Source organism: Staphylococcus simulans (genome assembly GCF_002994445.1).
In the GTDB taxonomy this organism is placed as follows: Bacteria; Bacillota; Bacilli; order Staphylococcales; family Staphylococcaceae; genus Staphylococcus; species Staphylococcus simulans_B.
In genome coordinates this window covers 35,765-62,022 of the sequence record NZ_MRZJ01000004.1, presented here as the reverse complement: position 1 = coordinate 62,022, position 26,258 = coordinate 35,765, and the positions used below count along the sequence as shown (strand labels likewise).

Below are 26,258 nucleotides of genomic sequence, written 5' to 3'. Positions count from 1 at the left end.
TATCATACACTTGATTTAGACAAATGAATAGATGCACTGTTCATTTATTTTTGACTTTGCTTCAAAAAAATCCCTTGCTTAACAATTTTGCTAAACAAGGGAATATAAGTCATCGTATCTTATTTAATTGCGTGGAAACCAGCATCAACGTGCAGATTTTCACCTGTCACACCGCTTGCTAAATCACTAAGTAAGAAAGCAGCTGCTTTACCTACTTCTTGTTTATCTACGTTGCGTTTTAATGGTGCGCGTTCTTCAACTTCTTTTAAGATTGTGTTGAAGCCGCCGACACCTTTTGCACTTAATGTACGAATAGGACCTGCAGAAATAGCATTCACACGAATGTTATCTTGGCCTAAATCTAATGCTAAGTAGCGGACATTCGCTTCTAAGCTTGCTTTAGCTACGCCCATCACATTGTAGTTAGGTACAGCATATTCGCCGCCTAAGTATGTTGTAGTCACGATGCTGCCGCCTTCAGGCATTAATTTTTTCGCTTCTCTTGAAACGAGTGTTAAAGAATAAGAACTGATGTCTTGTGCTAATAAGAAGCCTTCTCTTGATGTATCAGAGAAACGGCCGCGCAATTCTTCTACATTCGCAAATGCGATTGAGTGGAATACACCGTCGATGTTGCCTACAGCTTCTCCAATTGCTTTAAAACCATTCTCAACTTCTTCATCGCTTTGTACATCGATTTGATAAGTTAAGTGTTCCTCTTGATTTAATTGATCTACTAATTTATCTAATTCTTTTTTGCTGCGTTCTTTGCGGTATGTAAACACAAGTTTCGCGCCTAATTCATCTAATACTTGCGCTACACCAAAACCAATACTGCGTTTGTTCGCAACTCCCATAATGACATATGTTTTACCTTCTAAACTAAACATGAAAACGCTCCTTTAACTCTTATAATGATTCATTGATAGATTATTAGTTATTATAACATTTTTGTGTGCATTCGACTTGTTTCAGCCATTTCTAAAAGAAAAAAGAACGAAAGTCTCAGCATTCACTTCAACTTTCGTTCTTATTAAATTAAATTGGACCGAGTGAATAATACTCTAATTCACGTTTTAATTCATCCACATATTCTTTAGAGCCCGTTACAATGAGACGATCACCATAGCGCAGCATTGTATCACCGTGCGGTACGATAGACTCATTATCACGTACAATACGTACGAAAATGATGTCCCCATCGAATGGGAAGTTGCGTAATTGAATATTGTCGAATTTGTAGTTAAGCATTTGAATTTCATATAGAGAAGTTTCAACGTTGCTTAATAAGTTCAACATGTTCGGTGTTTCGATCAAGCCTGTCAGCAAGATCTTATTACTTAAGAAGCTGCTGAAGATTTCAACACCTTGTTTACGCAATTCTGCTTCTCTTTCTCCGCCTGCTTCAAAGCGGCAAATCACACGATTGACACCATGTGCTTTTGCAAACTGTGCCACTTTATAGTTCAACTCATCTTCATTGGTTGAACACACGACAATATCGCTGTCAAAGAGACCGAGCTTTTCTAATAATGCTTCATCGTAATCCGCAATCTCAACTGTCGTAATATCATTTGATAAATTACGTTTATCACTTAAGTCTTTACGATAATATAACGTAATCGCATAAAGGTCAGACATTAAGTTCTGAGCAATCGGAATTGTCAATTGGTTCTTGCCGATTAAGCTGACATTAATACGGCGTGTCGCTTCATCCGGCATTGGGAACATTTTCTTAAATACAATCGGCACAAAGACACATGTAATCACTGCACTTAAAATTAAAATACCTGATATCTCAGCAGAGATCGTATTCAGTTGTTCTGCGATTTTCGCTGCAGCAATAACTAACGATAATGTTGACGTTAATAAGAACGCAGAAGAAATCGTTGTCTTTTGGTCGAACCAGCGTCTGATCACATAAACCGGAATAATTTTAGACACTAAGAATGCTAAAATCAATACTGGAATAATAATCAGAATCGACGGTTCTTTGATAAGTGAAGGAATATTCAAATCCACACCTACCATGACGAAGAAGATTGGAATAAAGAAACCGTAACCGAATGAGTCCAGCTTCTCTACCATATCTTCATCTGGACGAAGCAGCGATACAATCACACCTGCTAAGAAGGCACCTAAAATATTTTCTGCACCTACTCCTTCAGCAAGCGCAACCAATAAAATAATCAGTGCAAAGACGGCACGAATACCAATCTGTGTCGTACCATCCATCAGCTTTTGAAGAAATTGTGCTTTCTTGAAAATACCGCCTAGGAAATAAAAGACGATGGTGAAAACAATCAAGATTGAAATCAACCATAATGTGCCGCCGCCTTTTGCGTTGATAGCTCCGTAAACAGTTAACAAAATCATAGTGACCAAATCAGCAAGTACCGCCGTCAGCAAGATAAACTGACCAATGGTTGTACGCATGATATTCATTTCTTTCAATGTCGGCACAACTACACCGAGAGAAATCGTCGAAATAATGATTACCATTAATAAGACATCATCAATTAAACCGAACCATTTAAATGCATAAGCTAAAATAATTGAAACAATCATAATTAATGAGAAGACGACTAATGATAACTGTAAATGGCCGGGTGCTTTCTTTTTGTTTTTAGACTTTACTGATGTATTCTCATCGCTTTTGAACGCATTGAAATCAATTTCCAAACCGCTTAAGAACATTAAGAAAATAAAACCGAGTGTCGATAAAATACCAAGTACATTGTCACGCTCGACTAAATGGAATCCGGATTGTCCGATGATTAATCCCATTAATATTTCAGCGACAACAACAGGCAAAAAATTAATATTAAGTCTGTTGACAATAATCGGCGTTAAGAACGCTGCCATGACAACGATGACGAGTGATACAAACTCCATGTGTCCCTCCTTATGTGAGATATGACATAAATGTTGTGGCTAAACCAAAGTATATTAACATACTAATAATATCATTAATTGTAGTGATAAATGGACCGCTGGCAACTGCAGGGTCGATTTTTAATTTATTCATAACCAGAGGAATAATTGAACCCATCAAAGTACCGACTGTCATCGCAATCGTCAAGCTTCCAGCAACAATCAGACCAAGCAGCGGTGTTTGATAAAGAATGACGATGATAGTAAAGAGTACCAACGCACATACTAAACCAGAAAGGAACCCTGCTCCTGCTTCTCTTGTTGTAATTTTGAATTTGCTTTGATTTTCAATTTCGCCCGTAGAAATATTACGTACAGATACCGCTAATGATTGTGTACCTGAGTTCCCGGACATCCCGCTGATAATCGGAATAAATGCTGCAAGTAATGCGACTTTTTCTAACGTTTCCTCAAAGGACCCTAAAATTGTCGCAGTAATCATACCTAAAAATGTTAAGATGAGCAGCCAAGGCAAACGCTTGGATGCAGTCTTAAAGATTGAATCGTTGGTAGAGTCAATGTCAGATACACCGGCTAAACCAGAGTAGTCTTCCAATGCCTCTTCATCCATAACATCTAAGATGTCATCGATTGTAATAATACCGAGCAAGTGATCTTGATAATCCACAACCGGCAATGCGATAAAGTCATAGTCACGCATAATTTGTGCGACATCTTCTTGGTCATCTGCGACGTTTACACTTACAACACGTTCGCTCATAATGTCTTCAATATATGCGTCGTTTTCTGCGACGATTAAATCACGCAGTGATAACACGCCAACCAGTTGTTTATCATCGTTGACCGCAAAGATGACATAAATCGTCTCTGCATCCGGCGCTTGTTCTTTGACTAACATCAACGCTTCTTTGACAGGTGTTGTAATCTTCAGCGAAATATACTCCGTTGTCATGATACCGCCGGCAGTATCTTCTTCATAATGTAACAAAGCTTTGATTTCTTTAGCATCTTCTTTATTCATCAACGCAAGCAATGTCGCAATTTTACTCTTATTTAAATGACTCATGATATCTACAGCATTGTCATAAGACATGTCTTCTAAAATGTGTGCCGCATAACTGGCTTTCATTTGGTCAAAGACATCATCATAGTCATCATCATCTAATTCTAATTGATCGAAGAAATCCGCAACCTCTTTTGGTGATAATAACTGATACATTTTATGTCGGATATCATCGTCGCTATCTTCGAAATACTCACTTTGTTCGTACGTATGCATAGATAAGAATTCTTCTCTGAAGGCATCTATATCATTTTCCAGCAATAAGTGATCAAGCAGCTCTTTGTTATACACATCTTGATCATCTATATATTTTTCTTCATCTCTTGCCAATATGGCCCCCTCCTAACTTATTCTTTGTCGTTACTAAGTTGTCTAAAAAGGCGCTCAATTAAAGCATGCCTTGCTTCATCTTTTAATACAACATGCTTGTTTTCAACTGGATGCTTGAAACTTAAATCTGTACAAACAAGCGATTGGGCATCCGTTTTTCCATGATAACCGCCGTAAAGGCTGTCACCAACAAGCGGATGTCCGATATATTGAAAATGCACACGGATTTGATGTGTGCGTCCTGTATGCAATTGTACGCGGCACAAAGCATAATCTTGGTTTTGTGTGACTAATTGATAACTTGTTTTCGCATATTTGCCTGCTTCGCTCACTTCGCGATTAATAATACTGTCTGACGCTCTAGCAATCGGTGCAATAATTTCGCCTTGTGGTTTTACCTGACCGAAACAGATACAATGATAAACTTTCTCCATTTCGACACCTGAGATTCTATGATGAAAATGGCCATGTTTCGCAAACAGCACAATACCGCTCGTATTACGATCAAGGCGTGTAATGATATGCGGTACCACCCACGGTGCTTGCTGGTTTGGGTTTAAATAAGCCAGCACTTGTTCAAGCAAACTTTCATGCGGATGCTCTCTCGAAGGTGCACAATTTTGGTGCGGCGGTTTAGAAACTGCGATGTAGTAATCATCTTCATAAAGCGGTGTAATCGGCTTTACGAAACACTCTAAATTGACACTCGGCACCTCTTTCGGCAAGACGACTTCTAAATAATCGCCTTGCACCATTTGTTTTCTGACCGTTACAGGTGTGTTATTAACAAGTAAAGCGCCATTTTGTTTAATGGCACTTATCATTTTCTTAGAATATTGATTTTCTTGTAAAAACGTTCTTAACAGTATCGGTGTTTCAATTATATATTGAAACTTCATGAATCTCTGCCGTCTGATATGAACGAATCATGCACACGTTTCCAAAACGGAAATGGTCTGAATCGCGCAAAGCGTACATTTTGTTTCGCTACACGATACTCAATACTCTCTACATTATGATGCTTTGTCGTCACGTGATCGATAGAAGTCATAATGACCTTTTGATCGACCGGTGTAATCACACAATAGTGATGATCCGGCATAACAATAGGCGACCCTACTGTACGGAACACTCTATTATTGATAGAGGCAATTTCAGTTAACTGAATCGCACGTAATGAAGGATGGATCAACGCGCCGCCTAATGCTTTGTTATAAGCGGTAGAACCAGATGGTGTCGAAATACACAAACCATCTCCTCTGAATCGTTCAAAATGCTGACCGCGCAAGCTGACATCCGCAACTAACGTCGTATTATCTTCAGTCTTCATAGTCGCTTCGTTTAATGCGATATGATGCGACGGTGCTTTATCGTCGTTATAATTCACGATGATATCTATCAGCGGATATTCAATCACTTCATAATCACCATCAACGATTTCTTCAATCAGTTTATCTGATTCGTGCGGCAGCCAATCCGCATAAAACCCTAGATGTCCTGTATGTACACCTACAAAGGCAGTTTCAGAAACACGATGGCAATATTTGTGGAATGCTTCTAATAAAGTGCCGTCTCCGCCCACTGAAATCACGATTTCCGGTGTTGCGACATCTTTGACCATGCCCTTTTTCGTCATTTGTGCTTCCATGTTTTCTTGGATGCTGTTCGATTTGTAGTCTCCCTTTGATACGATATTATAACGCATAAAGCACCTCACTCTTGATTATGTTTTTTAGCACGTTTTTTTGAATAATAACGTTGCGCTTCTTGGATTTCATCTTTAATCTCAGACATTTCTTCATCTAATGAAAACGCTGCTTCAGCCGCATTTTCTAAACGTTTTTGAATTTCAGGAGGATAATCCCCATCATATTTATAGCGTAATGTATGTTCGATGGTTGCCCAGAAATTCATCGCCAATGTTCTGATTTGAATTTCCGCTAATATTGCACGCTGCCCATCCAGCGTTTCAATCGGATATTCTATAATGACATGATAAGAACGATAGCCGCTTTCTTTCGTATTATTGATATAATCCCTTTCTTCTACCACTTTGAAGTCTTTACGCTGTCTCAATAAATTCACGACAATTGCGATATCATCCACAAATTGGCACATGATACGCAATCCGGCAATATCATACATCTCTTCGTGCAAACGATCGAATGATATTTCTCGTTCAGTGGCTTTTTCAATAATACTTGTTAAAGGTTTTACGCGACCTGTGACGAATTCAATCGGCGACGCATCTGCTTCTAAATCATAGATTTTACGCAAACCCTTTAATTTAACTTTCAGTTCCTCAACTGCTTGTCTGTATGGTGCTAAAAATCGATCCTATTGATTCATTGCGTTTCACTCCGCTTCACTCTAGCTCAAACGTTTTTTCGACTTCTGCCACAAAATCCTTGCCGTAGTTTGAGTTACCTTTGATATTGCTTAGTATATAATCTAACTCTTGATCAAATTGTTCTAACTTTAAATCATCATTAACATAGATAGCTTTCCCCTTATTTTCATGAAGCATCGACCATGTTTCTTGCACAAAGATAAGATAGGAATATGATTGTCCATCGTCAAGGATATGGGCAAACCCATAATTATCGCTATCGACCAGCATTTGCCCTGCTTCAGTCAATCCTTCGGTTGGTTTATCTGTATAGCAATAAATGCCATCATCTTTCACTTTAATTTCATTCACATAAATTCGCATAACCTAAATCCTCCTTGTGTTATTCCTACTTATTTTAACATATGTACATCACTCATAACACAACCTAAATCACTCGGTCGTTCACCTGCAATTTGAAATACTTTCAAATAGATAACAAATCATCCATAATATATAAGCAAAGAGGTGAACCTATGGCTATTAACCAAGAAATTGAATACAAACAACTTTTGACGCGTGATGAATATGATGCATTGCGAAACGAATATTTTAATACATTAAAACCTTTTACGCAAAAAAATCACTATATTGATACACCTGATTTTGCGTTGGCAGAACATTTAATGGCACTGAGAATTCGAGAAATCAAAGATGATTATGAAATGACATTGAAAGTACCTGCCGAAGTAGGTTTAACAGAATACAACCACATCACGACAGTCATACCGAAACAAGACATGCATCTCTCACCAGAGCACCTGCCGGATGATATCTTATCAGTCTTGCAAAATGCTGAAATTGATGTCACACAGCTGTATGTCTTAGGTGCCTTGACGACACATCGTATGGAAACAGAAATAGAAGAAGGCTTACTTGTGCTGGATCACAGCGAATACCTTGGTACTGAAGACTTTGAGCTTGAGTTTGAAGTAGAACAACCTGAAGCAGGTTTAAAAAAATTCCAGCAAATCCTTCAAACGTTTAACATCAAATCCTATATTCCTAAAAATAAAGTCGCTCGCTTTTTTGAAGCGAAAAACAAATAATCAGTACACACAATTCGATAGCACTCGGTCAAAAGTCGTATTACTTTTAATTGTAAAAATTCATGTTATATTAGATATATATTAAAGAAACAGGGTGAGTATATGGCTTTGACACCTTATGAAGTAATAGGCCAAGAACGTTTATACAGCATGATCGATTACTTTTATTCACTGGTAGAACAAGACGATAGAATCAACCATCTCTTCCCTGGTGATTTCGCCGAAACCAGCCGCAAACAAAAACAGTTTCTCACACAGTTTTTAGGCGGCCCTTCTCTTTATACTGAAGAACACGGGCATCCTATGTTGAGAATGCGGCACATGGATTTTCGCATCACCCCTTATGAAAGAGATGCTTGGTTAGAAAATATGAATAAAGCGATTCAACATGCAGAACTGCCTGCAGGTGTTGATGAATACCTATATGAAAGACTGCGATTGACCGCAAATCATATGGTTAATTCTGAAAATTAATTGTAGGTGAATGAGATGTCTGAAGAATTAAAGTTAATATGTAATCATAGACAAGATGAAACCAACCTTTCACCTGTGAGCAAAATAGAAATCTACTCTTTCTTCGATCCGTTTGATGAAGATTGTTTTAAACTATCTGCCATCCTATCGAAGTTGCGCGTGGAATATAAACAATATATCCGTATTCGTCATATTTTAAACCCGTCGTTGCGTATTTTGACAAAGTGCCAAGCTCAAAGCAGTTCTGAAAGCGACAATATCGCCTTAGCGTATAAAGCAGCTGAATTGCAAGGCAGAGCACGTGCAGAACGTTTTATCCACTTGATGCAGAATGAAATTATCTCTAAACGAGATATTATTACTGAAACAATGATAGAAACTTCTGCTAAAAATGCAGGGATGGATTATGACGTCTTTAAAGAGGATTTAAAAAGCGGCAAGCTCACTGAAAGTCTCAAAGTCGATTTGCATATTGCACGTGAAATGGAAGTTGAACAAGCACCTTCACTCGTCTTTTTTAACGAAGATGTCACAGAAGAAGGATTAAAAGTCGAAGGCTTGTATCCTTATCATATTTACACATATATTATCAACGAGCTGATGGGAACACCTATTGAAAAAGAATTACCGCCGAAATTAGAAACTTATATTCAAGAGCAGCAATTCGTCACTTTAGAAGAACTGCTTACAATCTATGAATGGCCGGAAAAACTACTATTAAAAGAGTTGAAAAAGCTCGTTTTACAACAAAAAATAGAAAAGCTCAGCAATCCGGATGGAGAGTTCTGGAAAGCGAAGTGAAATACATTTTCCTTGCACTTGTCTTTAAGACAAGTGTTTTTTTATGCTTTCATACAATTCAATCGAGTTTAACTGGTTAACTTATGTCAAATTATTAATTTTCCTTATCATTGTTGTTAACGTTATTGAATATTTGAATATTTATACGATTAACTATTTTATAAATGAACCTATGTTATATTTAAAAATGAGATACTTCTCAAATTTAAATGTAATTGAATGGAGGAATAATGATTGAATAGCAGAACAACCTTTATCAAAGCCGCTTCCATCTTACTCTTATCTATAATCTTGGTCATCAGCGGCGCATTTTCAAACCCCGACTCAAACAATACACATGCGGCAGCTTCTGCTTCAGTAAAGATTAAAGTCAATCATACTGAAATACCGTATAAAGCAGAACAAGAAGCTAAAGCACACTTTGCAAGTTATGCACAAGCACTCTCTCAAATCGACAGTTCCGGCAATCATGGCCGATTCAGATTAGGCAAACCATTTAAAATCTACAAATTTGACGGACAAGAAGACGGCAACTATTACTACCCTATTATGCAAGGCAATACTATCCACTATATCTTAACTGTCAGTCCAAAAAACACATCCGATGTACATACAGATAAAAATCAAGCAAATTACAGTGTACGTGTTTCAAAATTCATCTCAGATGCCTTAAACCAATACAGAAACGGCAACCAGCCTATCACGATTTACACAAACAAGAACGGTTATTACATCGAGCAGCACCAGCAGCTCAAATTGATTAAACGTACAACACTTCCAAATCAACCGACACAGCCAGATCAGCCCGCAGCACCTAAAAAACAATTAGCACAAACAGTTGATACGACACAAACACAAACAGAAACTCAAAATTACGGCACAAAATATATGAACTTGCTGCCGCATTTTAAAATCCGCGAGCAACAAGGTTATAACGGCTGGTGTGCAGGATATTCTATGGCCGCATTATTAAATGCGACAAAGAACACATCAACGTATAATGGCGAGTCTATTATGCATCAAGTGCACCCTAACCTTACAGGCCAACAATTCCAATTTACAGGTTTAACGATTCAAGAAATGATAGACTATGGCAAATCGCAAGGCCGCAATACATCTTATTATGACGGTATGCCAAGCTATGATGTCGTTGATCAGCAAACGAAACAAAATAAAGGTATGGTCGTCTTAGGCGAACAAGTCGAATCATCACAAGGCTTGCATGCAGGACATGCAATGGCTGTTGTAGGTAATGCAGAACTGTCTAACAGCGAAAAAGTAATTGTAATCTGGAATCCTTGGGATCAAGACTATACACTGCAGCCTGCAGATAGTAATATCATCCCTGTTTCAAACGGTGACCACTATCAATGGTTCGGTTCAGTAACAGGCTTCTAAATATAAAGAATAACCTTTCGTTTCATCCGATAAGCTATGTGCAATCTATATTAGGGTATAGGATAAGTGAATGTTGTTTCATGCGATGCATGAGCAGCTGTAAATTACTATTTGCATACAAAGGAATGAATTTATAATGGAAAAGACAGTCATCAATATTCAATATGATAGTAACCTGTCAGAAGAAGCATCAGAGTTTCTGACGCAATTAAAAGGAGAATGGATGAGCCGCGAGGATGATTTAATTGTCGATTTGCGTGTGATTTTTGATACGACTGAAGTCGCTGAAGATTTATTCAATATTAAATCATTGGATGCTTCAAAAGATGAAATCACACTCGTGTCAACAGAAGATGAACAAATCGCATTATTGATTGCTTTAAGTGATCCTTTCCATATTCAATATCAAGTCACAAATATTGAAAGACTCGGTACATCTCGTTCATTAACATTAGAAAAAAGATAAACACACGAAATCAGCCGGTACAGTCTTACTGTGCCGGTATTTTTGTGTTAAAAAAGCGCATAAAAAAACGCCGTGTCTGAATACACGGCGCTAAACAAAGGGGATGGGAGAAATTTTTCACTTCAAACAAAGGGGTATGTTTGTTATGTGATTAATTTCATGGTCATAATATACCACGCGTTCCCGCCCTTTTCAAGACAGTGAACCTATGAAAACGTTTTTGTCACAAACTTGTCATATTGTAAACGATTTCACAAGGTTTATTCTTTAATTAGTTTTTCAAACTCGTCTAATTTTTTCTCGAACATTTTGCATGCTTGTTCAATTGGTTCTGGTGTTGTCATATCTACACCTGCATTTTTAAGGATTTCAATCGGATAATTTGAGCTGCCTTTTTTCAAGAATTCGTTGATATAACGTTCTACTGCAGGTTTGCCTTCATTAAGGATTTGATAGCTTAAGCTTTGTGCTGCACTGTAACCAGTCGCATATTGGTAAACATAATAGTTCATGTAGAAGTGCGGAATACGTGACCATTCTTTACTGATGTCTTCATCTGTTTCTACAATATCCCCGAAGTATTTACGGTTAAGTGCCGCATATTCTTCATTCATACGGTTCGCAGTCAACGGTTCCCCTGCTTCTTCAATTTGATGGATTTTGTGTTCGAATTCTGCGAACATTGTTTGACGGAATAAAGTCGCACGGAAACGTTCTAATTCTTGGTTCAATAATAATAAACGACGTTCATCATCTAAGTGTTTTTCCATATAATCGCTAAGCAATGCTTCATTTGTTGTTGAAGCAACTTCTGCCACGAAAATAGAGTAGTCACTATGATTAGATGGTTGATTTTTACGGCTGAAGTAACTGTGTGCAGAATGACCGAATTCATGAATTAATGTAAATAAATCAGACACTGTATCTGACCAGTTCAATAAGATGAATGGGTTCGTTAAGTGTGCACCAGATGAATAACCGCCTGATCGTTTGCCTTTGTTTTCATAAACGTCTACCCAACGATTATTCAAGCCTTCTTTAACCACATCTAAATACTCATCGCCCATTGGTTCTAAAGCTTTTAACATCCATTCTACTGCTTCATCATAAGGCATTTCGAATTTAATATCTTTAACTAATGGTGTATATAAGTCATACATTTTCATATCGTCTAAACCTAATACATCTTTACGTAATTGTGTATAACGATGTAAGAGCGGTAAATATTCATGAACAGTTTTAACTAAGTTATCATAAACTGCTTCAGGGATATGGTTATTGCTTAATGCTTTTTCACGTGCTGTTTTATAATTATGCGTACGTGCATTGAAGACATGTTTTTTAATTTCCCCTGTTAACGTTGCCGCAATAGTATTGTTAAATGCACCGTAAGCTTTATAAAGGTTTCTGAACGCTGAACGGCGTAATTCACGATCATCAGATTCAAGATATTTGATGAATGTCCCTTGTGTTAATGGATGTTTTTCTCCATTTTTGTCTACCGCATCTTCAAATTCTAAGTCAGCATTGCTGAACATACCGTAAACATTTGATGGTGTAGATAATGCATCTTGTGCTTCTGTTAATAATTTTTCTTTATCTGCACTTAATACATGCGGACGCTGCTCATTAATTAATTTCAAATCAAATGCATAGCGTTCTAAGTCTTTGTTTTCATCAATGAATTTTTGGATTGTAGCTTCATCAATTTGTAAGATTTCGGGTACTAAGAAACTCCAGCTTGAGCTTAATTTAATCGCTAATTGATGTGCACGTGCTTCATAGCCCGTATATTTATCATTACCTGTATCTTGGTCTTGTTTTAAGTGTGCATAAACATAAACTTTTTCAAGTTTCGTTTCAACTTCATCTTCTAAAGCTAATGCTTCATAAAGTGTTTGTGCACTATCAGCTAAGTGGCCTTTAAATTTTTCTTCTGCACCTAAATAGCCTTCTACTTCTTTGAAAGCAGCTTCAAAGGCCTCATCGCTTTCAAAAATTGTTGTTAAATCCCAAGTATACTCAGGATGTTTTTGTTCTTGTTGTTCTCTTGTTAATTGTTGACTCATATTAAAAAGCCTCCTCTTATGCTAATATCAATAATTTAATTTTCTCATTATTTCGTTGATTTTGCACGTTATTGCGTCTCATGGACAAGAGACGGTCAAGAAAACGCACAATTTTAAGGTTTTATCCCTGATTATTCAAAAAATGCATATAAAAAAGCCCATCCAACTAAGGATAGGCTCTATCTATATCTTATTACTTAAGCTTCTGTTGTATCAGTAAAGAAGCGGCGTACTTGTGCTGTTACGTTATGACTCATAATGATTTTACCGTAATCGTTCAAGTAAACTTCTGAACGATCGCTTGGTGCAGCGAATTCTAATAATTGACTGTAGAAGTCATTAATTGTTTCTTCTACTACACTTTCATCAAAATGAATTGCGTAATAGTACTCATTATTCAACATATATAATAAATCTTCAAAGCCTTCAGTAGGCTGATTGTTATGATGTGCATAATCAATAACAGACTCTAAATCATCGAATTTGACGATGACAAGACGACCGTTGGTATGACGTGCTTTTTTACTGAATTGATCTCTTGATTGAGAACGTTTTGAATGTTGTCTTTGTTCTGCTTCTTCGTGTTCTTCTTCAAACGTTTGTTCAAGTAATTCATTTAATTGACGATCAAATTCATTATTCATACTTTCGTCATTCATGTTCATCATTTCTTCGTTCTTAGATTTAGAAATAGTGACTTCCACACCTTTTTCAAAAGCATGTACTTGAATCCATAATGGACCTTCAACAACGAAATCTTCTTCCTCATTGATTTCTTCCATCATTGACCAGAAGAATTCTTCACCTCGTTGACGGTTTGTCCATAAGTCTTCTCTTTTGAAACCTCTTGCTTCAATGTCACCATACGTTATGAAAAGTTTAACAGTTGTATCATCTACGCGCTCTATTCTCATATCATCTCACTCCTTACAGTCGATGAATAGCAATATCTAGACTTTAGACAAACTTTTCTAGAGTCTAGGCAGCGTCTACTTTGTCGACAACCTAGAATAGTACCCATATTGTATTAAAACGGTGTGCAAATTACAATCTATTTGTTTATAGCATAAAACATGACTTACCGTTGACTTATTATAATAACATATTACCCTTTAATATTCCACGGAAACCGCTCGAACATTGAATTAATTACTCAAAGCATATAAAAAGCCACAGCACATTGTACTGCAGCTCTTTCGTATTCATTGAGTTTTGAATAATATCTTATAAATCTACCATACGTTGTGCTTCTTGTAATTGGAACGTACGCACTTTTCTTGGTAAGAAACGACGAATTTCATCTTCGTTGTAACCAACTTGCAAACGTTTTTCATCTAAGATAATCGGACGGCGTAATAAGCCTGGGTTATCTTGGATGATTGTATATAATTCTTGTAGTGGTAATGAATCAATATCCACGTTTAATTTTTGATATGTTTTAGAACGTGTTGAAATAATTTCGTCTGTTCCGTCTTCTGTCATTTTTAAGATTTGTTTAATTTCATCAATTGTTAAATGTTCTGAAAAAATGTTACGCTCCGTATACGGAATGTCATGTTCTTGTAACCATGCTTTCGCTTTACGGCAAGATGTGCAGCTTGGTGATGTGAATAGTGTTACCATACATCTCACTCTCCTATTTATCATGAATTTTATTCATTGATTTTGTAGTTTCAGTTAAGAAAATTTACTTAAAATCAAAACGCTATACTCATCTATGTCTAAACAATAAAATGTTTTATCTATGATCAACGCTCAAATTCTTCTCTCTTAACTCTATGATTATAGTATACCCCTTCAACATTAAAATTAAATGAGAAAAACAGGGATATTAATAGAAAATTTCAAACATACCGAATTCTCAAATTTGAGCCCCCAAAACAACGTCTTTTGTTCAAACTTTTAAGAAAAATTGCTACGCTTACGATATGTTAAAAAATTAGCTACGTATATATTTTAACACACATTACAAACAATTAAAATACTGCTATAATAAAACTATTACTACATTATCGTAAGAAAGTGGGCATCATAAATGGAAACTCTATTCTCAGGAATTCAACCGAGCGGAATTCCAACTTTAGGCAACTATATCGGTGCGCTAAAACAATTCAGTGAAGTACAAGACGACTATAATTGTTTCTTTTGCATCGTAGATCAACACGCAATTACAGTACCGCAGGACAGATTAAAATTGCGCGAACGTATCCGTCAATTAGCTGCAATTTACTTAGCATCAGGAATCGACCCAGAAAAATCAACTTTATTTATTCAATCAGAGGTTCCTGCACACGTCCAAGCCGGATGGATGCTGACAACAATTTCTTCTGTAGGCGAACTAGAACGTATGACACAATTCAAAGATAAATCTTCTAAACAAACAGAAGGTATTCCTGCAGGACTTTTAACTTATCCGCCATTAATGGCAGCTGATATTGTACTATACAATACCAACATCGTGCCTGTCGGAGAAGACCAAAAGCAGCATCTTGAATTAACTCGTAATCTTGTAGACCGCTTCAACAGCCGCTACAATGACGTACTTGTAAAACCAGAAGTACGCATGCCGAAAATCGGCGGCCGTGTCATGAGTCTTCAAGATCCTACTAAAAAAATGAGTAAAAGCGATGATAACGCTAAAAACTTCATTTCTTTATTAGATAACCCTAATACAGCAGCTAAAAAAATTAAAAGTGCTGTCACTGACTCAGACGGTATCATTAAATATGATAAAGATAACAAACCAGGTATCAGCAACCTTCTCTCTATCTATTCAAGCTTGACTGACGAATCATTCGCAGAACTTGAACAACGCTATGAAGGTAAAGGCTATGGTGATTTCAAAGGCGACTTGGCCGAAGTTGTTAAAAACTTCTTAACAGAATTCCAAGAACGCTATAATGACTATTATCAATCAGATAAACTTGATGAAATCTTAGACCTTGGACGCGACAAAGCAATCAAAGCTTCTTCACGCACATTACAAAAAATGGAAAATGCGATGGGCTTAGGACGTAAACGTAAAAGATAATCAACACACATCTACCGTATATTCTCTTCTGAGGATATACGGTTTTCTTTATCTTTTTTAAAACATTACACCATTTTAATTTCTATACCTTTAACACATTAAATACTATATAATGAATGTATATAATAAATGTGAGGTGCTTCCTATGCTATCTGCTATCATTCGTACGATTGCTTGTATTGCAGCAACGCTTTATGTCATTTACAGTCTGTTTGTACATTACAACCCAGCAATCAATATCATTTTATTTGTCGGCTCTTTCATTATCTTTGCCTTCTTTGTCGGCAGATCTATTTTCTTTAACGGTAATTTTCCCTTGTTTCATAACGCACAAGAACGTGCCAAATCCAAAGGAACAAACTACTTTTGGATTTATGCGAGTTTAACTTTTTATCTTGGTACATTGTTTATCGCTGTATTTCATACTATAAAGTAACTAAAAACAAGCCGGTATCTGCCCTAATTGAGCAAATACCGGCTTTCATTGATTTTAGACTTATATTGTCAGTTTGTTGATAAATATGACTGCCTTGTTCTACAAAGTCTTTTGCTTTTTCTTTCATCGCTTCTTGTCTTTCTTGTTCATCAAAATGATTTTGACGCAAATCATGAGAAATACGCATTGAACAGAATTTAGGGCCGCACATACTGCAGAAGTGTGCAACTTTTGCTGCTTCTTTCGGTAAAGTTTCATCATGATATTCACGCGCACGTTCAGGGTCTAGTGATAGATTGAATTGGTCGATCCAGCGGAATTCAAAACGTGCTTTACTAATTGCATCATCACGATCAGAAGCACCTGGTAGGCCTTTAGAAAGGTCTGCTGCGTGTGCTGCGATTTTATAAGTGATAACACCTTCTCGTACATCGTCTTTATTCGGCAAACCTAAGTGTTCTTTAGGTGTCACGTAACATAACATAGCTGTTCCGTAGCTTGCTATTTGTGCTGCACCGATAGCTGAAGTAATGTGGTCGTATGCAGGCGCGATATCAGTTGTAAGCGGTCCTAATGTATAGAATGGTGCTTCTTTACAATAGAAATCTGCTAAATCTTGGTTCTCTTTAATTTTATGCATTGGGATATGTCCTGGTCCTTCAATCATAACTTGAACATCGTGTTTCCATGCAATATCAGTCAATTCGCCTAATGTTTTCAATTCAGAAAATTGGCTTTCATCATTCGCATCATAAATAGAACCAGAGCGTAAACCGTCTCCTAATGATACTGCGATATCGTATTGATTTAAAATGGCACAAATATCATCAAAGTGTTCGTATAAGAAGCTTTCTTCATGATGTGCTAAACACCATTGCGCCATGATTGATCCGCCGCGCGAGACAATACCTGTTAAACGATTAACTGTTAACGGTACATAGCGAAGCAAGACACCTGCGTGAATCGTAAAGTAATCGACACCTTGTTCAGCTTGTTCGATTAAAGTGTCGCGATAAATTTCCCAAGTTAAATCTTCAGCAACACCATTCACTTTTTCTAACGCTTGATAAATCGGTACAGTACCGACAGGAACTGGTGAGTTTCTTAATAAATATTCGCGTGTCGCATGAATATTTTTACCTGTTGATAAATCCATAATTGTATCTGCACCCCAGTGTGTCGCCCACACTAATTTTTCGATTTCTGCTTCAATGGATGACGACACTGCTGAGTTTCCGATGTTCGCATTGATTTTCACTTGGAAATTTTTACCGATAATCATCGGTTCTGATTCAGGGTGGTTGACGTTATTTGGAATAATCGCGCGTCCTCTTGCAACTTCATCTCTGACAAATTCTGGTTCTACCCCTTCACGAACTGCTACGAATTTCATTTCTTTTGTGATGATACCCTGTTTCGCATAGTGCATTTGTGTAATGCGTTTGCCTTCTTTTGCACGTTTAGGCTGATAATTGAAAGGTGTTTCCACAAATTTATGATGACCTTCTTTTTTAAAGCCGTTATCAATCGACTGTACTTTACGTCCTTCATAAGCTTCTATATCGTCACGTGCATCAATCCAGTCGGTACGTAATTTAGGAATTCCTTTTTGCACATCTACTTCATAACCTTCTTCATGATAAACACCTGCTGTGTCATAAACCGTTAATGGCGCATTCTTTTGTGTGCTGTACTCTGTTACTGTATCGCTTAATTCGATTTCTCTGAAAGGCACACGAATATCTTCATCTGCCCCTTGCTTAAATACACGTTTACTTGCTGGAAAACCTTTTTTTAATTCAATGGCTTCTTGTTTCATAAAAATTAATCCTCCCTGCTTCAATGCTAGGAGGTATACCTCAAGACACGACAAATAAGAAAACGCATTCATAAATTTATGAATGCGCAAAGATTTATACATACTGAACTTGATACAAACATACACCATGCATGTTTGTATTTATTCGTTTGATTACTTAATCGTCTATGTACGCTTCCCTACGCTAGTACTAACTAGATCAGGTTCAAAGGGTTGATTTGTATATCTTTCAGCCTATAGGGCACCCCTAGCAATGAAATATTTAATTTACATTTTTATACTAACACTCAACAATCTAATATACAAGTCAATGAGATAGATTGTATTAAACACCTTTTATTGTAGAATTTCAGTTTAAATATTTTCTCATTTTATTCAAAGTTACTCTGACTACTGTCGTCTCCCCGACCTTTTCATAGCCTAACTTTTCATATAAAGCATTCGCTTTGTCATTGTATTGATTGACCGTCAGCGAAATTTTATCAAACCCTTTTTCTCTCGCTATGTTTTCAGCTGCTTGCAACAGCGTTTGACCTACGCCGCGACGTTGAAAATCTGAAGATACAGACAACATAGAAATATGATACTCATCTTCTTCTGCTTCTTTCAAGTTGATTAAAGAGAAAATAGATTTGTAATATATCATCAACTGCGGTACGACAAATATCCGCTTCAATGCTATAATCTCCACTACCGTCGGCACTAATGCTTTTTCTAATTCCCGATACGGCATACATGTGATGAGTCCTGCTACCTGTCCATCAATCATCGCAGCAAGTGTATGCTCGTAACTAAAGCGATTCTTTCTCATTTGGTAAAGCTTTTGCATATAGTGTTCGATCACACCTTGATTATCGCTCCCTACCATCACATGGCATAAATTGCCTATAGCGATGTAGTTCAATGCGCCCGCATCTTTAAATTCCGGTCTTGCAGATGTAATTTGTATTGCGTTGTTCACGTTAAAAATCTCCTTTGTTTCTATCAAACGTGCTCGGGTGCTAATTGTCTAACTGTGTTCATTCTCAACTTATGATTTGGAATCGGCATGTGCAGCATCCATTCATCTATAAGTCCGCTTCGATTAATTTCATCTAATTTACTAACTACTTCTTCCTTATTTCCGCTCATAATATGCATACGTTTCTCAACAACGTCAAATTTTTCATTGCTTTCAGAAATATACGCATCGACTTGTGCTTTTGTATTCAAAACCGTACGTCTGCCATCTTCTGAAATCAGTTCATAATGTCTTTGAGAAAAGCGAAACGGTAATTGATTGCCGTCTCTCGTAGTAATCATAACAGGTACGCTGACAATAAATCTTCCTTCAGGATAGCGAGATTTATAAGCTTTTAATGCTTCTTCTAAATCTTCTTGGCTCGAATTAATAAAAAATGCATATATAATACCAACTTTGGCTTCTGCTGCTTGAATCGCAGCATTTAAACTCGTCCCAAGCAAATAAATCGGAACACTTGGATGGGTACTGTCTCTTTTAGCTGTTTTAAGTCCATTATATTTTGATTCAGCATCGAAATTTTGTGTATTCAGTCCTCTTAAAATCTCAAACTTTTCATTAAACGAAAGTCCATTCTCTTTTAAGTCTTCTTTTAATATACCTGTCACTTTCGGGAACCCGCCAGGTGCTTTACCCACCGCTAAATCTGCACGATGATTTGATAATTCATCAATCAAATGGAATTGTTCTATCACCTTCAACGGATGATAATGCATCAGCATGACACCGCCTGATCCAATGCGCATGCGCTTTGTCTGATTCAATAAATGCATCGTCAAAATTTCTGGCGATGTTCCGATGACATCATTTAAATTATGATGTTCTGCGACTAAATAGCGGGTATATCCTAATTCGTCTGCAAGTTGTGCCAATTCTACCGTCTGACGCAGTGCTTCCTTTGAAGTTTGCTTTTTTGTAATAGGTGTTTGATCTAGTATACTCACCGGCAGCATTTAACCCTCTCCTATTCTCTGCTCTTAAATTCATGCTATGGCTCAAAGATGAGAAAGTCAAAAACTATGATTTCACCGTAATTACAGCAAAAAGAAAACACGGCCGAAACCGACCGTGTTTTTGATATTTAAATCCCCTTATTTTGTGAAAAATTTATCCCTTTGTTGATTACTCTTTATCTTTCTTTTTCTTGCCTGTTTCTCTATCGATACTCTTGTCGATATAAGCATGTTTCAAGGTTGTTTCTCCACCGATTTCATGGTAAACAATACCTTTCAGCTGAGGGTTGCGCAAACTTGCTGCACCTTGCTGATAAATCGGTGCGACTGGTGCTTCGCTTAACATCAGTTCTTCCGCATCTTTCAAATGATCGATACGTTTTTTTGGTTGTTTTAATAATGAACCGTTCGCTTCTTTTAACATACTATCGAACTTTTTGCTGCTCCAGTCTGTGTTGTTTTGAGCATTATCTGTTGTCATCGTATCTAAATACGTCATTGGGTCTGGATAGTCAGGTCCCCAACCAGATAAAGACATAGAGTAGTTCATTGTTAATTCTGCTGTTACCCTTTGTTTGAACGGTAATTGTTTAATATTTACATTCACACCTGGCAAGTTCTTTTCAATTTGTGATTTGATGAATTGGGCTGAAATTTTTGAACTTGGGGTATCTTCTGTATTTAATGTGAATGTAAATTCATTTTTGCCAAGTGCTTTTTTGGCTTTATCCAAATGTGCTTTCGCTTCTTTCGGATTATATTTCAATGGTGATTCAACCATATCAGCGTAATCTTTGCCATCAGGCAAGATTGCTGTTTTCTTCGATGTAAAGCCATCAAATGGTTTTGAACCATCGCCTAACACATTATCGACATATGCTTTTTTATCTATAGATTGGGCTATAGCGTAACGCATATCTTTGTTTTGGAATTCTTTTTGTTCTTTTTGATTTAATTTCAAGAAGAAAGTAGATGCTTTCAAGCGTTTGAACAATGCTGGACTGTCTTTATATTTCTCTACTTGTTCTGATGTAATCCCTGCATTATCGACAGAACCTGTATCATATAAAGATGCACCTGCTTGTTGGTCTTTTAACACTTTGTAGCTGACTTTATCTAATTTAACAGCTTTTTTGTCCCAATATTTCGGGTTCTTTTTCATAAGAATTTTGTCTTCAACTTTCCAATCTGTTAATTCGAATGGTCCGTTGTAAACTGCTTTATCTGCAGTTGTCCCATACTTTTTACCATATTTTTTTGCTACTTTTTCATTTTGCGGCATATATGTTCCGAATGCGAGCATTTGATCAAAGTAAGGTAATGGCTTGTTCAGCTTAATTTGAAGTGTGTAGTCATCCAGTGCTTTCACACCTAATTTACTTGCTGGCAGCTTACCTTCGTTGATTTTTTGCGCGTTTTTCATATCGTACATAATGTATGCATATTCAGAAGCTGTTTCCGGCTTCAATGCTTTTTGCCAAGCAAATACGAAGTCATGCGCTGTGACAGGGTCGCCGTTTGACCACTTCGCATTTTTACGCATTTTGATTGTTAATGTTTTACCGCCATCGCTTTTCTTAGGCATGCCTTTGGCAATCGCCGGAATCGCTTGGTCGTCATCATCTAATGAATATAAACCTTCATAAACTTGGTTATAAATATTAAATGATACTGTATCTGTTGCAAGTACACTATCCAACGTACTCATATCTTGTGCTAATACAGAACGGTAAACTTGTCCCTTGCCATCATAAATACCGCCGCCTTGACTGCAACCACTAAGTACAAGGGCTGCGATAATCAAAGTCATAGCAAATGAAATTAATTTTTTCTTCATCGCTTTATCCCCCTTACACCGTTTGTTGTAATCTTTGTCTTAATTCTTCTGCTTCTTCATCTGTCACAAAGACATAATGTCCAGCACTGACTTCTTGCAGCGTACGTCCCTTGTCTTTCTCTTTATCTTCTTTATAAGTCAGACGTGTTCTTGTACGTTCGCTTTCAGGATCTGGCTGCGGTACTGCAGATAACAAAGATTGTGTGTACGGATGTAAAGGATGGTTATAGATTTCATCCGCCGTACCTAATTCTACGATTTTACCGAAATGCATTACTGCAATTCTGTCTGAAATGTATTTCACCATAGATAAGTCATGGGCGATGAATAAGAACGTAATCCCCTTTTCGCGCTGCAGTTTCAACAATAAGTTGACGACTTGTGCTTGAATCGAAACGTCTAATGCTGAGATAGGTTCATCAGCAATGATGAATTCTGGTTCTACAGCCAATGCACGAGCAATACCGATACGTTGTCTTTGTCCGCCAGAGAATTCATGCGGATAACGATTGGCATGTTCTTTGTTCAGCCCTACTGTTTCTAACAAGTCGTAAACACGCTTTTTACGTTCTCTCGTATTTTTTGCTAGTTTATGAATATCAATACCTTCAGCAATAATATCCATGACTTTCAATCTTGGGTTCAATGAAGCGTACGGATCTTGGAAAATCATTTGGATTTTCTTATTGAATTTCAGCATATCTTTTCGTTTTTTAATATCTTGTATATTAACCCCTTCGTAATATACTTCTCCTGCTGTTGCATCATTCAGTTTGATTAAAGCTTTGCCGGTTGTCGATTTTCCGCAACCTGATTCGCCTACTAAACCGAATGTTTCCCCTTTGAAAATTTTAAATGAAATATCTTCGACTGCACGTACTTCATTACGTTTGCCGACATTGAAATACTGTTTTAGATTTTTAACTTCTAACAATACATCTTGTGACGGCGATTCATTGCGTTGTGCTTGAAGCGCTGCTTGTTCATGTTTTGCTTCTTCTTGCTGGTTAAGCGCTGTTTCTGATTCTGTAAATTGCTGCTTGTGATTATCCTTCATTGAACGCCACCCCCTTTTGTCGTTGCGGCTTATCGAACTTATTAGCCAGTTTTCTTTGACGCTGCTGAACCAGCAATGGCGGTTCAACTTTCGGTGCACGTTCATCTAACAACCATGATTTTACAAAGTGTGTAGGTGAAACTTTGAACCAAGGCGGCTCTTCTTTGAAATCAATATCTAAAGCGTATTGGCTTCTTGGTGCGAAAGCGTCTCCTTTCGGCGGATGCAATAAATCCGGCGGTGTTCCTGGAATCGCTGTTAATTCAATATCATTGCCAGTTTCTAAATCAGGCATTGATGACAGCAAGCCCCAAGTATATGGATGCTGCGGATCATAGAAGATTTCATCGATTTCTCCTCTTTCAATCATTTGACCGCCGTACATCACTGCTACACGGTCCGCTATATTAGCGACTACCCCTAAGTCGTGCGTAATGAAAATAATCGATGTATCAATCTTTTTCTGCAATCTTTTCATCAAGTCTAAGATTTGTGCTTGCATCGTTACGTCAAGTGCTGTTGTCGGTTCATCCGCAATCAATACTTTCGGTTCGCATGCAAGTGCTGTCGCAATGACAATACGCTGTCTTTGCCCGCCTGAGAATTGGTGCGGATACGCTTTAAAACGTTCTTTCGCATTCGGCAAGCCTACCATTTCTAAAATCTCTAAAGCGCGTTTTTTCGCTTGTGATTTACTGTAATTTCTATGTTTAATCAGAGGTTCCATGACTTGTTTGCCGATTTGCATCGTTGGATTCAAAGATGTCATCGGATCTTGGAAAATCATAGAAATATCTTTCCCTCTTAATTTGATTAATTCTTTTTCAGATTTCTGTGCTAAGTCTTCGCCAAGGAACAAGATTTCTCCTTTTTTGATACGTCCTGCATCTCCTTGGAAGAGCTTTGTCAGCGCTTTTGTAGTCACTGACTTACCAGAACCTGACTCTCCTACAATGGCAAGTGTTTCTCCTTTTCTTAAATAAAAATCAACACCGCGCACTGCCTGCACTTCTCCTGCATCAATATCAAAGGAGACATGCAAGTTGTTTACTTCTAATATTTTATCTGACATACCTTTTGCCTCCCTTTATTTACGCATTTTCGGATCGAATGCATCACGTAATCCATCACTGAATAAGTAGAAGAATAAGATTAATAAACTTAATACAACTGCTGGTATGAATAGTTCGTGCGGATGAATCAATAACATGGCACGTCCGTCATTTACAAGCGAACCTAAAGAAGTTTTAGGTGCCGGTACACCAATACCGATGAAGCTTAAGAATGCTTCGAAGAAGATAGCACTTGGTACTGTGAACATTGAAGTTACAACAATCGCGCCAAGCGTGTTCGGTAAGATATGACGGAAAATTAATTTCCATTTAGAAGCGCCTAATGTACGAGAAGCAAGTACGAACTCTTGCCCTTTTAATTTTAAGAACTCTCCGCGTACCACACGGCTCATCCCGATCCATCCAGTAATCGCCATCGCTAAAATAATCGTCCAAATCGATGGTTCAAAAATCAATACGAATAAAATTACGACAATCAAGTTCGGAATCGAGGCAATAATTTCAATAATCCGCTGCATGACGTTGTCGACACGTCCGCCGAAGAATCCGGATATCGCACCATAAACTACACCGATAAAGATATCGAGTGCTGCTGCAACAACCCCGATGAATAATGAAACTTGTGCACCTTGCCAAGTACGCGACCATAAGTCACGTCCTAGTTGGTCTGTCCCAAACCAGAAATTCTCTTTAACCCCTGCATCTTTATAAGCATCCGTGCCATCTGCACCTTGTCCATCAAATGGCAAAAACGGAATTTTATCGAGCACAGGAATCTTAGCAGGCAGGTTACGTCTGTCGACATCTTGTTCAGCATAATCATGACCACTCATCATTGGCCCTAACAATGCCATGATGATAATCAAAATCAAACCGATCATTCCGATAACTGCTAATTTATTGCGTCGCAACTGACTCCAAGCATCTTGCCAGAAGTTCTTACTTTCACGCTGAATCTCAGGTTCTCTTTCGATATCTTGTTCAGCTAAGATAAAGTTCGGCGCATTTTCCCCATCTGTTGTATGTGTAAGTGCCGCATTAGAATAATCTTCTCCATGCAGCTGGTCTCGTTTATCTGCCATTATTTCTTACCTCCTTGTACTCTAATACGCGGATCGATAATACCGTAGAGAATATCTACAATGAAAATCGATACGATGAATAACGTACTGAATAAAAGTGTGGTTGCCATAATGACAGAGAAGTCATTCGTTTGAATCGATCTTACGAATTGATCCCCTAGTCCTGGAACCCCGAAAATATTTTCAATTGTTAATGTACCAGTTAAAATCCCCGCTAACATCGGTACGATGATAGTGATAACTGGAATTAACGCGTTTCGTAATGCATGTCCGAATAATACACGCATCATCGAATTCCCTTTAGCTCTTGCAAGCAAGATGTAATCCGAACTCAGCACTTCGATCATTTCCGCTCGTATGTATCGTGCGACTGTCGCAAGTACTCCTGCTGAAAGTGCGAGTGACGGTAAGACTGCTGTGGAAATACCTTCCCAACCAGCTACCGGGAACCATCTTAATCTTACAGAGAAAACATATTGTAATAATACTGCTAATACGAATGATGGTACTGAAACTGCGATAACTGAAATTACAGTTGCTGAATAGTCCACCCATGTATTTTGTTTAGTTGCTGCCGCAACCCCTAAAATCAAACCTAGAATAATACCGATAACCATTGCCGCAAAGCCCATCTCCATCGATGGAATCAATCTCGGCTGAATTAAATCCCACACAGGCTGGTTATGATATTGGAATGACACCCCAAAGTCTCCTGTGACAACGTTTTTAAGGTAATGCAGATATTGCACTATGACCGGATCATTCAAACCATAAGTTTCGTTCAAAATCTCCTTTTGGTCTGCGCTCAGTTTCGCATCATTAAACGGTGAACCCGGCATCAATTTCATTAAGAAGAAAGTGATGGTCATGATAATGAATAGAGAAACAAGCATGTACCCAAAACGCTTGAGTATATATCTAAGCATTGACAATCCCCCTTATAAATACAAATTAAACATTCCCTTCTAATTATCAGAAATATTTTAATATTAGTATATCGGTAGTTTACATTTAA

At 37.5% G+C, this 26,258-nt stretch carries 24 protein-coding genes, 1 pseudogene and 1 riboswitch; of the genes and pseudogenes, 7 read left to right on the top strand and 18 right to left on the bottom strand.

The features are described from left to right. Positions 1-119: 119 nt before the first annotated feature. The 7 genes from fabI to C7N65_RS06685 form a co-directional block, all read right to left on the bottom strand. Positions 120-890, bottom strand: a complete 771-nt coding sequence (gene fabI, locus C7N65_RS06715) for an enoyl-ACP reductase FabI (RefSeq protein ID WP_105993710.1) — start codon at positions 888-890, stop codon at positions 120-122. A gap of 148 nt (positions 891-1,038) precedes the next feature. Then, positions 1,039-2,895 (bottom strand): cation:proton antiporter, encoded by a 1,857-nt coding sequence (locus C7N65_RS06710; RefSeq protein ID WP_105993709.1) that lies wholly within the window; start codon positions 2,893-2,895, stop codon positions 1,039-1,041. A gap of 10 nt (positions 2,896-2,905) precedes the next feature. After that, entirely contained in the window at positions 2,906-4,288 is a 1,383-nt protein-coding gene (gene mgtE / locus C7N65_RS06705) for a magnesium transporter (RefSeq protein WP_105993708.1), read from the bottom strand. A 17-nt stretch (positions 4,289-4,305) separates the two neighbouring features. Then, the gene (locus C7N65_RS06700) at positions 4,306-5,187 is read right to left on the bottom strand and encodes an RluA family pseudouridine synthase (RefSeq protein ID WP_105993707.1); all 882 of its coding nucleotides are present in this window, start codon (positions 5,185-5,187) and stop codon (positions 4,306-4,308) included. After that, positions 5,184-5,993, bottom strand: coding sequence for an NAD kinase (locus tag C7N65_RS06695; RefSeq protein ID WP_105993706.1), 810 nt, complete (start codon positions 5,991-5,993; stop codon positions 5,184-5,186). Before C7N65_RS06695 ends, C7N65_RS06700 begins: the two co-directional genes overlap by 4 nt. A gap of 8 nt (positions 5,994-6,001) precedes the next feature. Next, positions 6,002-6,586, bottom strand: a complete 585-nt coding sequence (locus tag C7N65_RS06690) for a GTP pyrophosphokinase family protein (protein WP_234019060.1) — start codon at positions 6,584-6,586, stop codon at positions 6,002-6,004. A gap of 67 nt (positions 6,587-6,653) precedes the next feature. Continuing rightward, positions 6,654-7,001, bottom strand: coding sequence for a hypothetical protein (locus tag C7N65_RS06685; RefSeq protein ID WP_105993705.1), 348 nt, complete (start codon positions 6,999-7,001; stop codon positions 6,654-6,656). Between the two features lie 152 nt (positions 7,002-7,153). Here C7N65_RS06685 and C7N65_RS06680 point away from each other — a divergent pair, with 152 nt between their 5' ends. From C7N65_RS06680 to C7N65_RS06660, 5 genes are all read left to right on the top strand, one after another. Further along, positions 7,154-7,726 carry a CYTH domain-containing protein gene (locus C7N65_RS06680; RefSeq protein ID WP_105993704.1) on the top strand — a complete coding sequence of 191 codons (573 nt, stop codon included), beginning with the start codon at positions 7,154-7,156 and terminating at the stop codon, positions 7,724-7,726. 102 nt (positions 7,727-7,828) lie between these two features. Then, positions 7,829-8,200, top strand: a complete 372-nt coding sequence (locus C7N65_RS06675; RefSeq protein ID WP_105993703.1) for a truncated hemoglobin YjbI — start codon at positions 7,829-7,831, stop codon at positions 8,198-8,200. A gap of 15 nt (positions 8,201-8,215) precedes the next feature. Beyond that, positions 8,216-9,001: a protease adaptor protein YjbH gene (yjbH, locus tag C7N65_RS06670; RefSeq protein WP_105993702.1), complete on the top strand. Its 786-nt coding sequence runs from the start codon at positions 8,216-8,218 to the stop codon at positions 8,999-9,001. Positions 9,002-9,235: 234 nt separating this feature from the next. Beyond that, positions 9,236-10,399 carry a C47 family peptidase gene (locus tag C7N65_RS06665; RefSeq protein ID WP_105993701.1) on the top strand — a complete coding sequence of 388 codons (1,164 nt, stop codon included), beginning with the start codon at positions 9,236-9,238 and terminating at the stop codon, positions 10,397-10,399. A gap of 136 nt (positions 10,400-10,535) precedes the next feature. Continuing rightward, positions 10,536-10,865 (top strand): hypothetical protein, encoded by a 330-nt coding sequence (locus tag C7N65_RS06660; protein WP_105993700.1) that lies wholly within the window; start codon positions 10,536-10,538, stop codon positions 10,863-10,865. A 260-nt stretch (positions 10,866-11,125) separates the two neighbouring features. On the opposite strand, the gene pepF is transcribed toward C7N65_RS06660, so the two are convergent. The 3 genes from pepF to spxA all read right to left on the bottom strand — a co-directional run bounded on the left by pepF (position 11,126) and on the right by spxA (position 14,557). Further along, a complete protein-coding gene (pepF, locus tag C7N65_RS06655; RefSeq protein WP_105993699.1) occupies positions 11,126-12,934 on the bottom strand; it encodes an oligoendopeptidase F in 1,809 nt (602 codons plus the stop codon). A gap of 197 nt (positions 12,935-13,131) precedes the next feature. Further along, complete coding sequence (gene mecA, locus C7N65_RS06650; RefSeq protein WP_105993698.1) at positions 13,132-13,848, bottom strand: adaptor protein MecA; 717 nt, start codon at positions 13,846-13,848, stop codon at positions 13,132-13,134. A 310-nt stretch (positions 13,849-14,158) separates the two neighbouring features. Further along, positions 14,159-14,557 carry a transcriptional regulator SpxA gene (gene spxA, locus C7N65_RS06645; RefSeq protein ID WP_002481951.1) on the bottom strand — a complete coding sequence of 133 codons (399 nt, stop codon included), beginning with the start codon at positions 14,555-14,557 and terminating at the stop codon, positions 14,159-14,161. Between the two features lie 412 nt (positions 14,558-14,969). On the opposite strand from spxA, the gene trpS reads away from it, so the two are divergent. Together trpS and C7N65_RS06635 are read left to right on the top strand one after the other, a co-directional pair. Beyond that, entirely contained in the window at positions 14,970-15,965 is a 996-nt protein-coding gene (gene trpS, locus C7N65_RS06640; protein WP_105993697.1) for a tryptophan--tRNA ligase, read from the top strand. Positions 15,966-16,110: 145 nt separating this feature from the next. Continuing rightward, positions 16,111-16,401, top strand: coding sequence for a hypothetical protein (locus tag C7N65_RS06635; RefSeq protein WP_105993696.1), 291 nt, complete (start codon positions 16,111-16,113; stop codon positions 16,399-16,401). Positions 16,402-16,480: 79 nt separating this feature from the next. Here the strand turns inward: C7N65_RS06635 and thiC are convergent. From thiC to opp3b, 8 genes and pseudogenes are all read right to left on the bottom strand, one after another. Then, positions 16,481-18,220 (bottom strand): annotated as a pseudogene (gene thiC, locus C7N65_RS06630) (phosphomethylpyrimidine synthase ThiC); the annotation flags it as partial. A gap of 159 nt (positions 18,221-18,379) precedes the next feature. Next, positions 18,380-18,479: riboswitch (TPP riboswitch) on the bottom strand. 90 nt (positions 18,480-18,569) lie between these two features. Next, positions 18,570-19,181 (bottom strand): GNAT family N-acetyltransferase, encoded by a 612-nt coding sequence (locus tag C7N65_RS06625; protein WP_105993694.1) that lies wholly within the window; start codon positions 19,179-19,181, stop codon positions 18,570-18,572. 23 nt (positions 19,182-19,204) lie between these two features. Next, entirely contained in the window at positions 19,205-20,194 is a 990-nt protein-coding gene (locus tag C7N65_RS06620) for an MsnO8 family LLM class oxidoreductase (protein WP_105993693.1), read from the bottom strand. A 169-nt stretch (positions 20,195-20,363) separates the two neighbouring features. Next, positions 20,364-22,031: a peptide ABC transporter substrate-binding protein gene (locus C7N65_RS06615; RefSeq protein WP_105993692.1), complete on the bottom strand. Its 1,668-nt coding sequence runs from the start codon at positions 22,029-22,031 to the stop codon at positions 20,364-20,366. A gap of 13 nt (positions 22,032-22,044) precedes the next feature. Beyond that, the gene (locus C7N65_RS06610; RefSeq protein ID WP_105993691.1) at positions 22,045-23,088 is read right to left on the bottom strand and encodes an ABC transporter ATP-binding protein; all 1,044 of its coding nucleotides are present in this window, start codon (positions 23,086-23,088) and stop codon (positions 22,045-22,047) included. Continuing rightward, entirely contained in the window at positions 23,078-24,160 is a 1,083-nt protein-coding gene (locus C7N65_RS06605) for an ABC transporter ATP-binding protein (protein ID WP_105993690.1), read from the bottom strand. The genes C7N65_RS06610 and C7N65_RS06605 overlap by 11 nt, the downstream gene beginning before the upstream one ends. 15 nt (positions 24,161-24,175) lie before the next feature. After that, positions 24,176-25,243 (bottom strand): oligopeptide ABC transporter permease, encoded by a 1,068-nt coding sequence (gene opp3C, locus C7N65_RS06600; RefSeq protein ID WP_105993689.1) that lies wholly within the window; start codon positions 25,241-25,243, stop codon positions 24,176-24,178. Beyond that, positions 25,243-26,169 (bottom strand): oligopeptide ABC transporter permease, encoded by a 927-nt coding sequence (gene opp3b / locus C7N65_RS06595; protein ID WP_105993688.1) that lies wholly within the window; start codon positions 26,167-26,169, stop codon positions 25,243-25,245. Before opp3b ends, opp3C begins: the two co-directional genes overlap by 1 nt. Positions 26,170-26,258 lie beyond the last annotated feature (89 nt).

Excerpts from the sequence above, each read along its gene's own strand:
- C7N65_RS06675 (WP_105993703.1), top strand. The coding sequence starts at position 7,829 with ATGGCTTTGACACCTTATGAAGTAATAGGCCAAGAACGTTTATACAGC.
- C7N65_RS06685 (WP_105993705.1), bottom strand. The coding sequence starts at position 7,001 with ATGCGAATTTATGTGAATGAAATTAAAGTGAAAGATGATGGCATTTAT.
- C7N65_RS06700 (WP_105993707.1), bottom strand. The coding sequence starts at position 5,187 with ATGAAGTTTCAATATATAATTGAAACACCGATACTGTTAAGAACGTTT.
- pepF (WP_105993699.1), bottom strand. The coding sequence starts at position 12,934 with ATGAGTCAACAATTAACAAGAGAACAACAAGAACAAAAACATCCTGAG.
- C7N65_RS06610 (WP_105993691.1), bottom strand. The coding sequence starts at position 23,088 with ATGAAGGATAATCACAAGCAGCAATTTACAGAATCAGAAACAGCGCTT.
- opp3b (WP_105993688.1), bottom strand. The coding sequence starts at position 26,169 with ATGCTTAGATATATACTCAAGCGTTTTGGGTACATGCTTGTTTCTCTA.
- C7N65_RS06615 (WP_105993692.1), bottom strand. The coding sequence starts at position 22,031 with ATGAAGAAAAAATTAATTTCATTTGCTATGACTTTGATTATCGCAGCC.
- C7N65_RS06620 (WP_105993693.1), bottom strand. The coding sequence starts at position 20,194 with ATGCTGCCGGTGAGTATACTAGATCAAACACCTATTACAAAAAAGCAA.
- C7N65_RS06680 (WP_105993704.1), top strand. The coding sequence starts at position 7,154 with ATGGCTATTAACCAAGAAATTGAATACAAACAACTTTTGACGCGTGAT.
- C7N65_RS06695 (WP_105993706.1), bottom strand. The coding sequence starts at position 5,993 with ATGCGTTATAATATCGTATCAAAGGGAGACTACAAATCGAACAGCATC.
- trpS (WP_105993697.1), top strand. The coding sequence starts at position 14,970 with ATGGAAACTCTATTCTCAGGAATTCAACCGAGCGGAATTCCAACTTTA.
- C7N65_RS06605 (WP_105993690.1), bottom strand. The coding sequence starts at position 24,160 with ATGTCAGATAAAATATTAGAAGTAAACAACTTGCATGTCTCCTTTGAT.
- C7N65_RS06710 (WP_105993709.1), bottom strand. The coding sequence starts at position 2,895 with ATGGAGTTTGTATCACTCGTCATCGTTGTCATGGCAGCGTTCTTAACG.
- opp3C (WP_105993689.1), bottom strand. The coding sequence starts at position 25,243 with ATGGCAGATAAACGAGACCAGCTGCATGGAGAAGATTATTCTAATGCG.
- mecA (WP_105993698.1), bottom strand. The coding sequence starts at position 13,848 with ATGAGAATAGAGCGCGTAGATGATACAACTGTTAAACTTTTCATAACG.
- yjbH (WP_105993702.1), top strand. The coding sequence starts at position 8,216 with ATGTCTGAAGAATTAAAGTTAATATGTAATCATAGACAAGATGAAACC.
- C7N65_RS06660 (WP_105993700.1), top strand. The coding sequence starts at position 10,536 with ATGGAAAAGACAGTCATCAATATTCAATATGATAGTAACCTGTCAGAA.
- fabI (WP_105993710.1), bottom strand. The coding sequence starts at position 890 with ATGTTTAGTTTAGAAGGTAAAACATATGTCATTATGGGAGTTGCGAAC.
- spxA (WP_002481951.1), bottom strand. The coding sequence starts at position 14,557 with ATGGTAACACTATTCACATCACCAAGCTGCACATCTTGCCGTAAAGCG.
- C7N65_RS06635 (WP_105993696.1), top strand. The coding sequence starts at position 16,111 with ATGCTATCTGCTATCATTCGTACGATTGCTTGTATTGCAGCAACGCTT.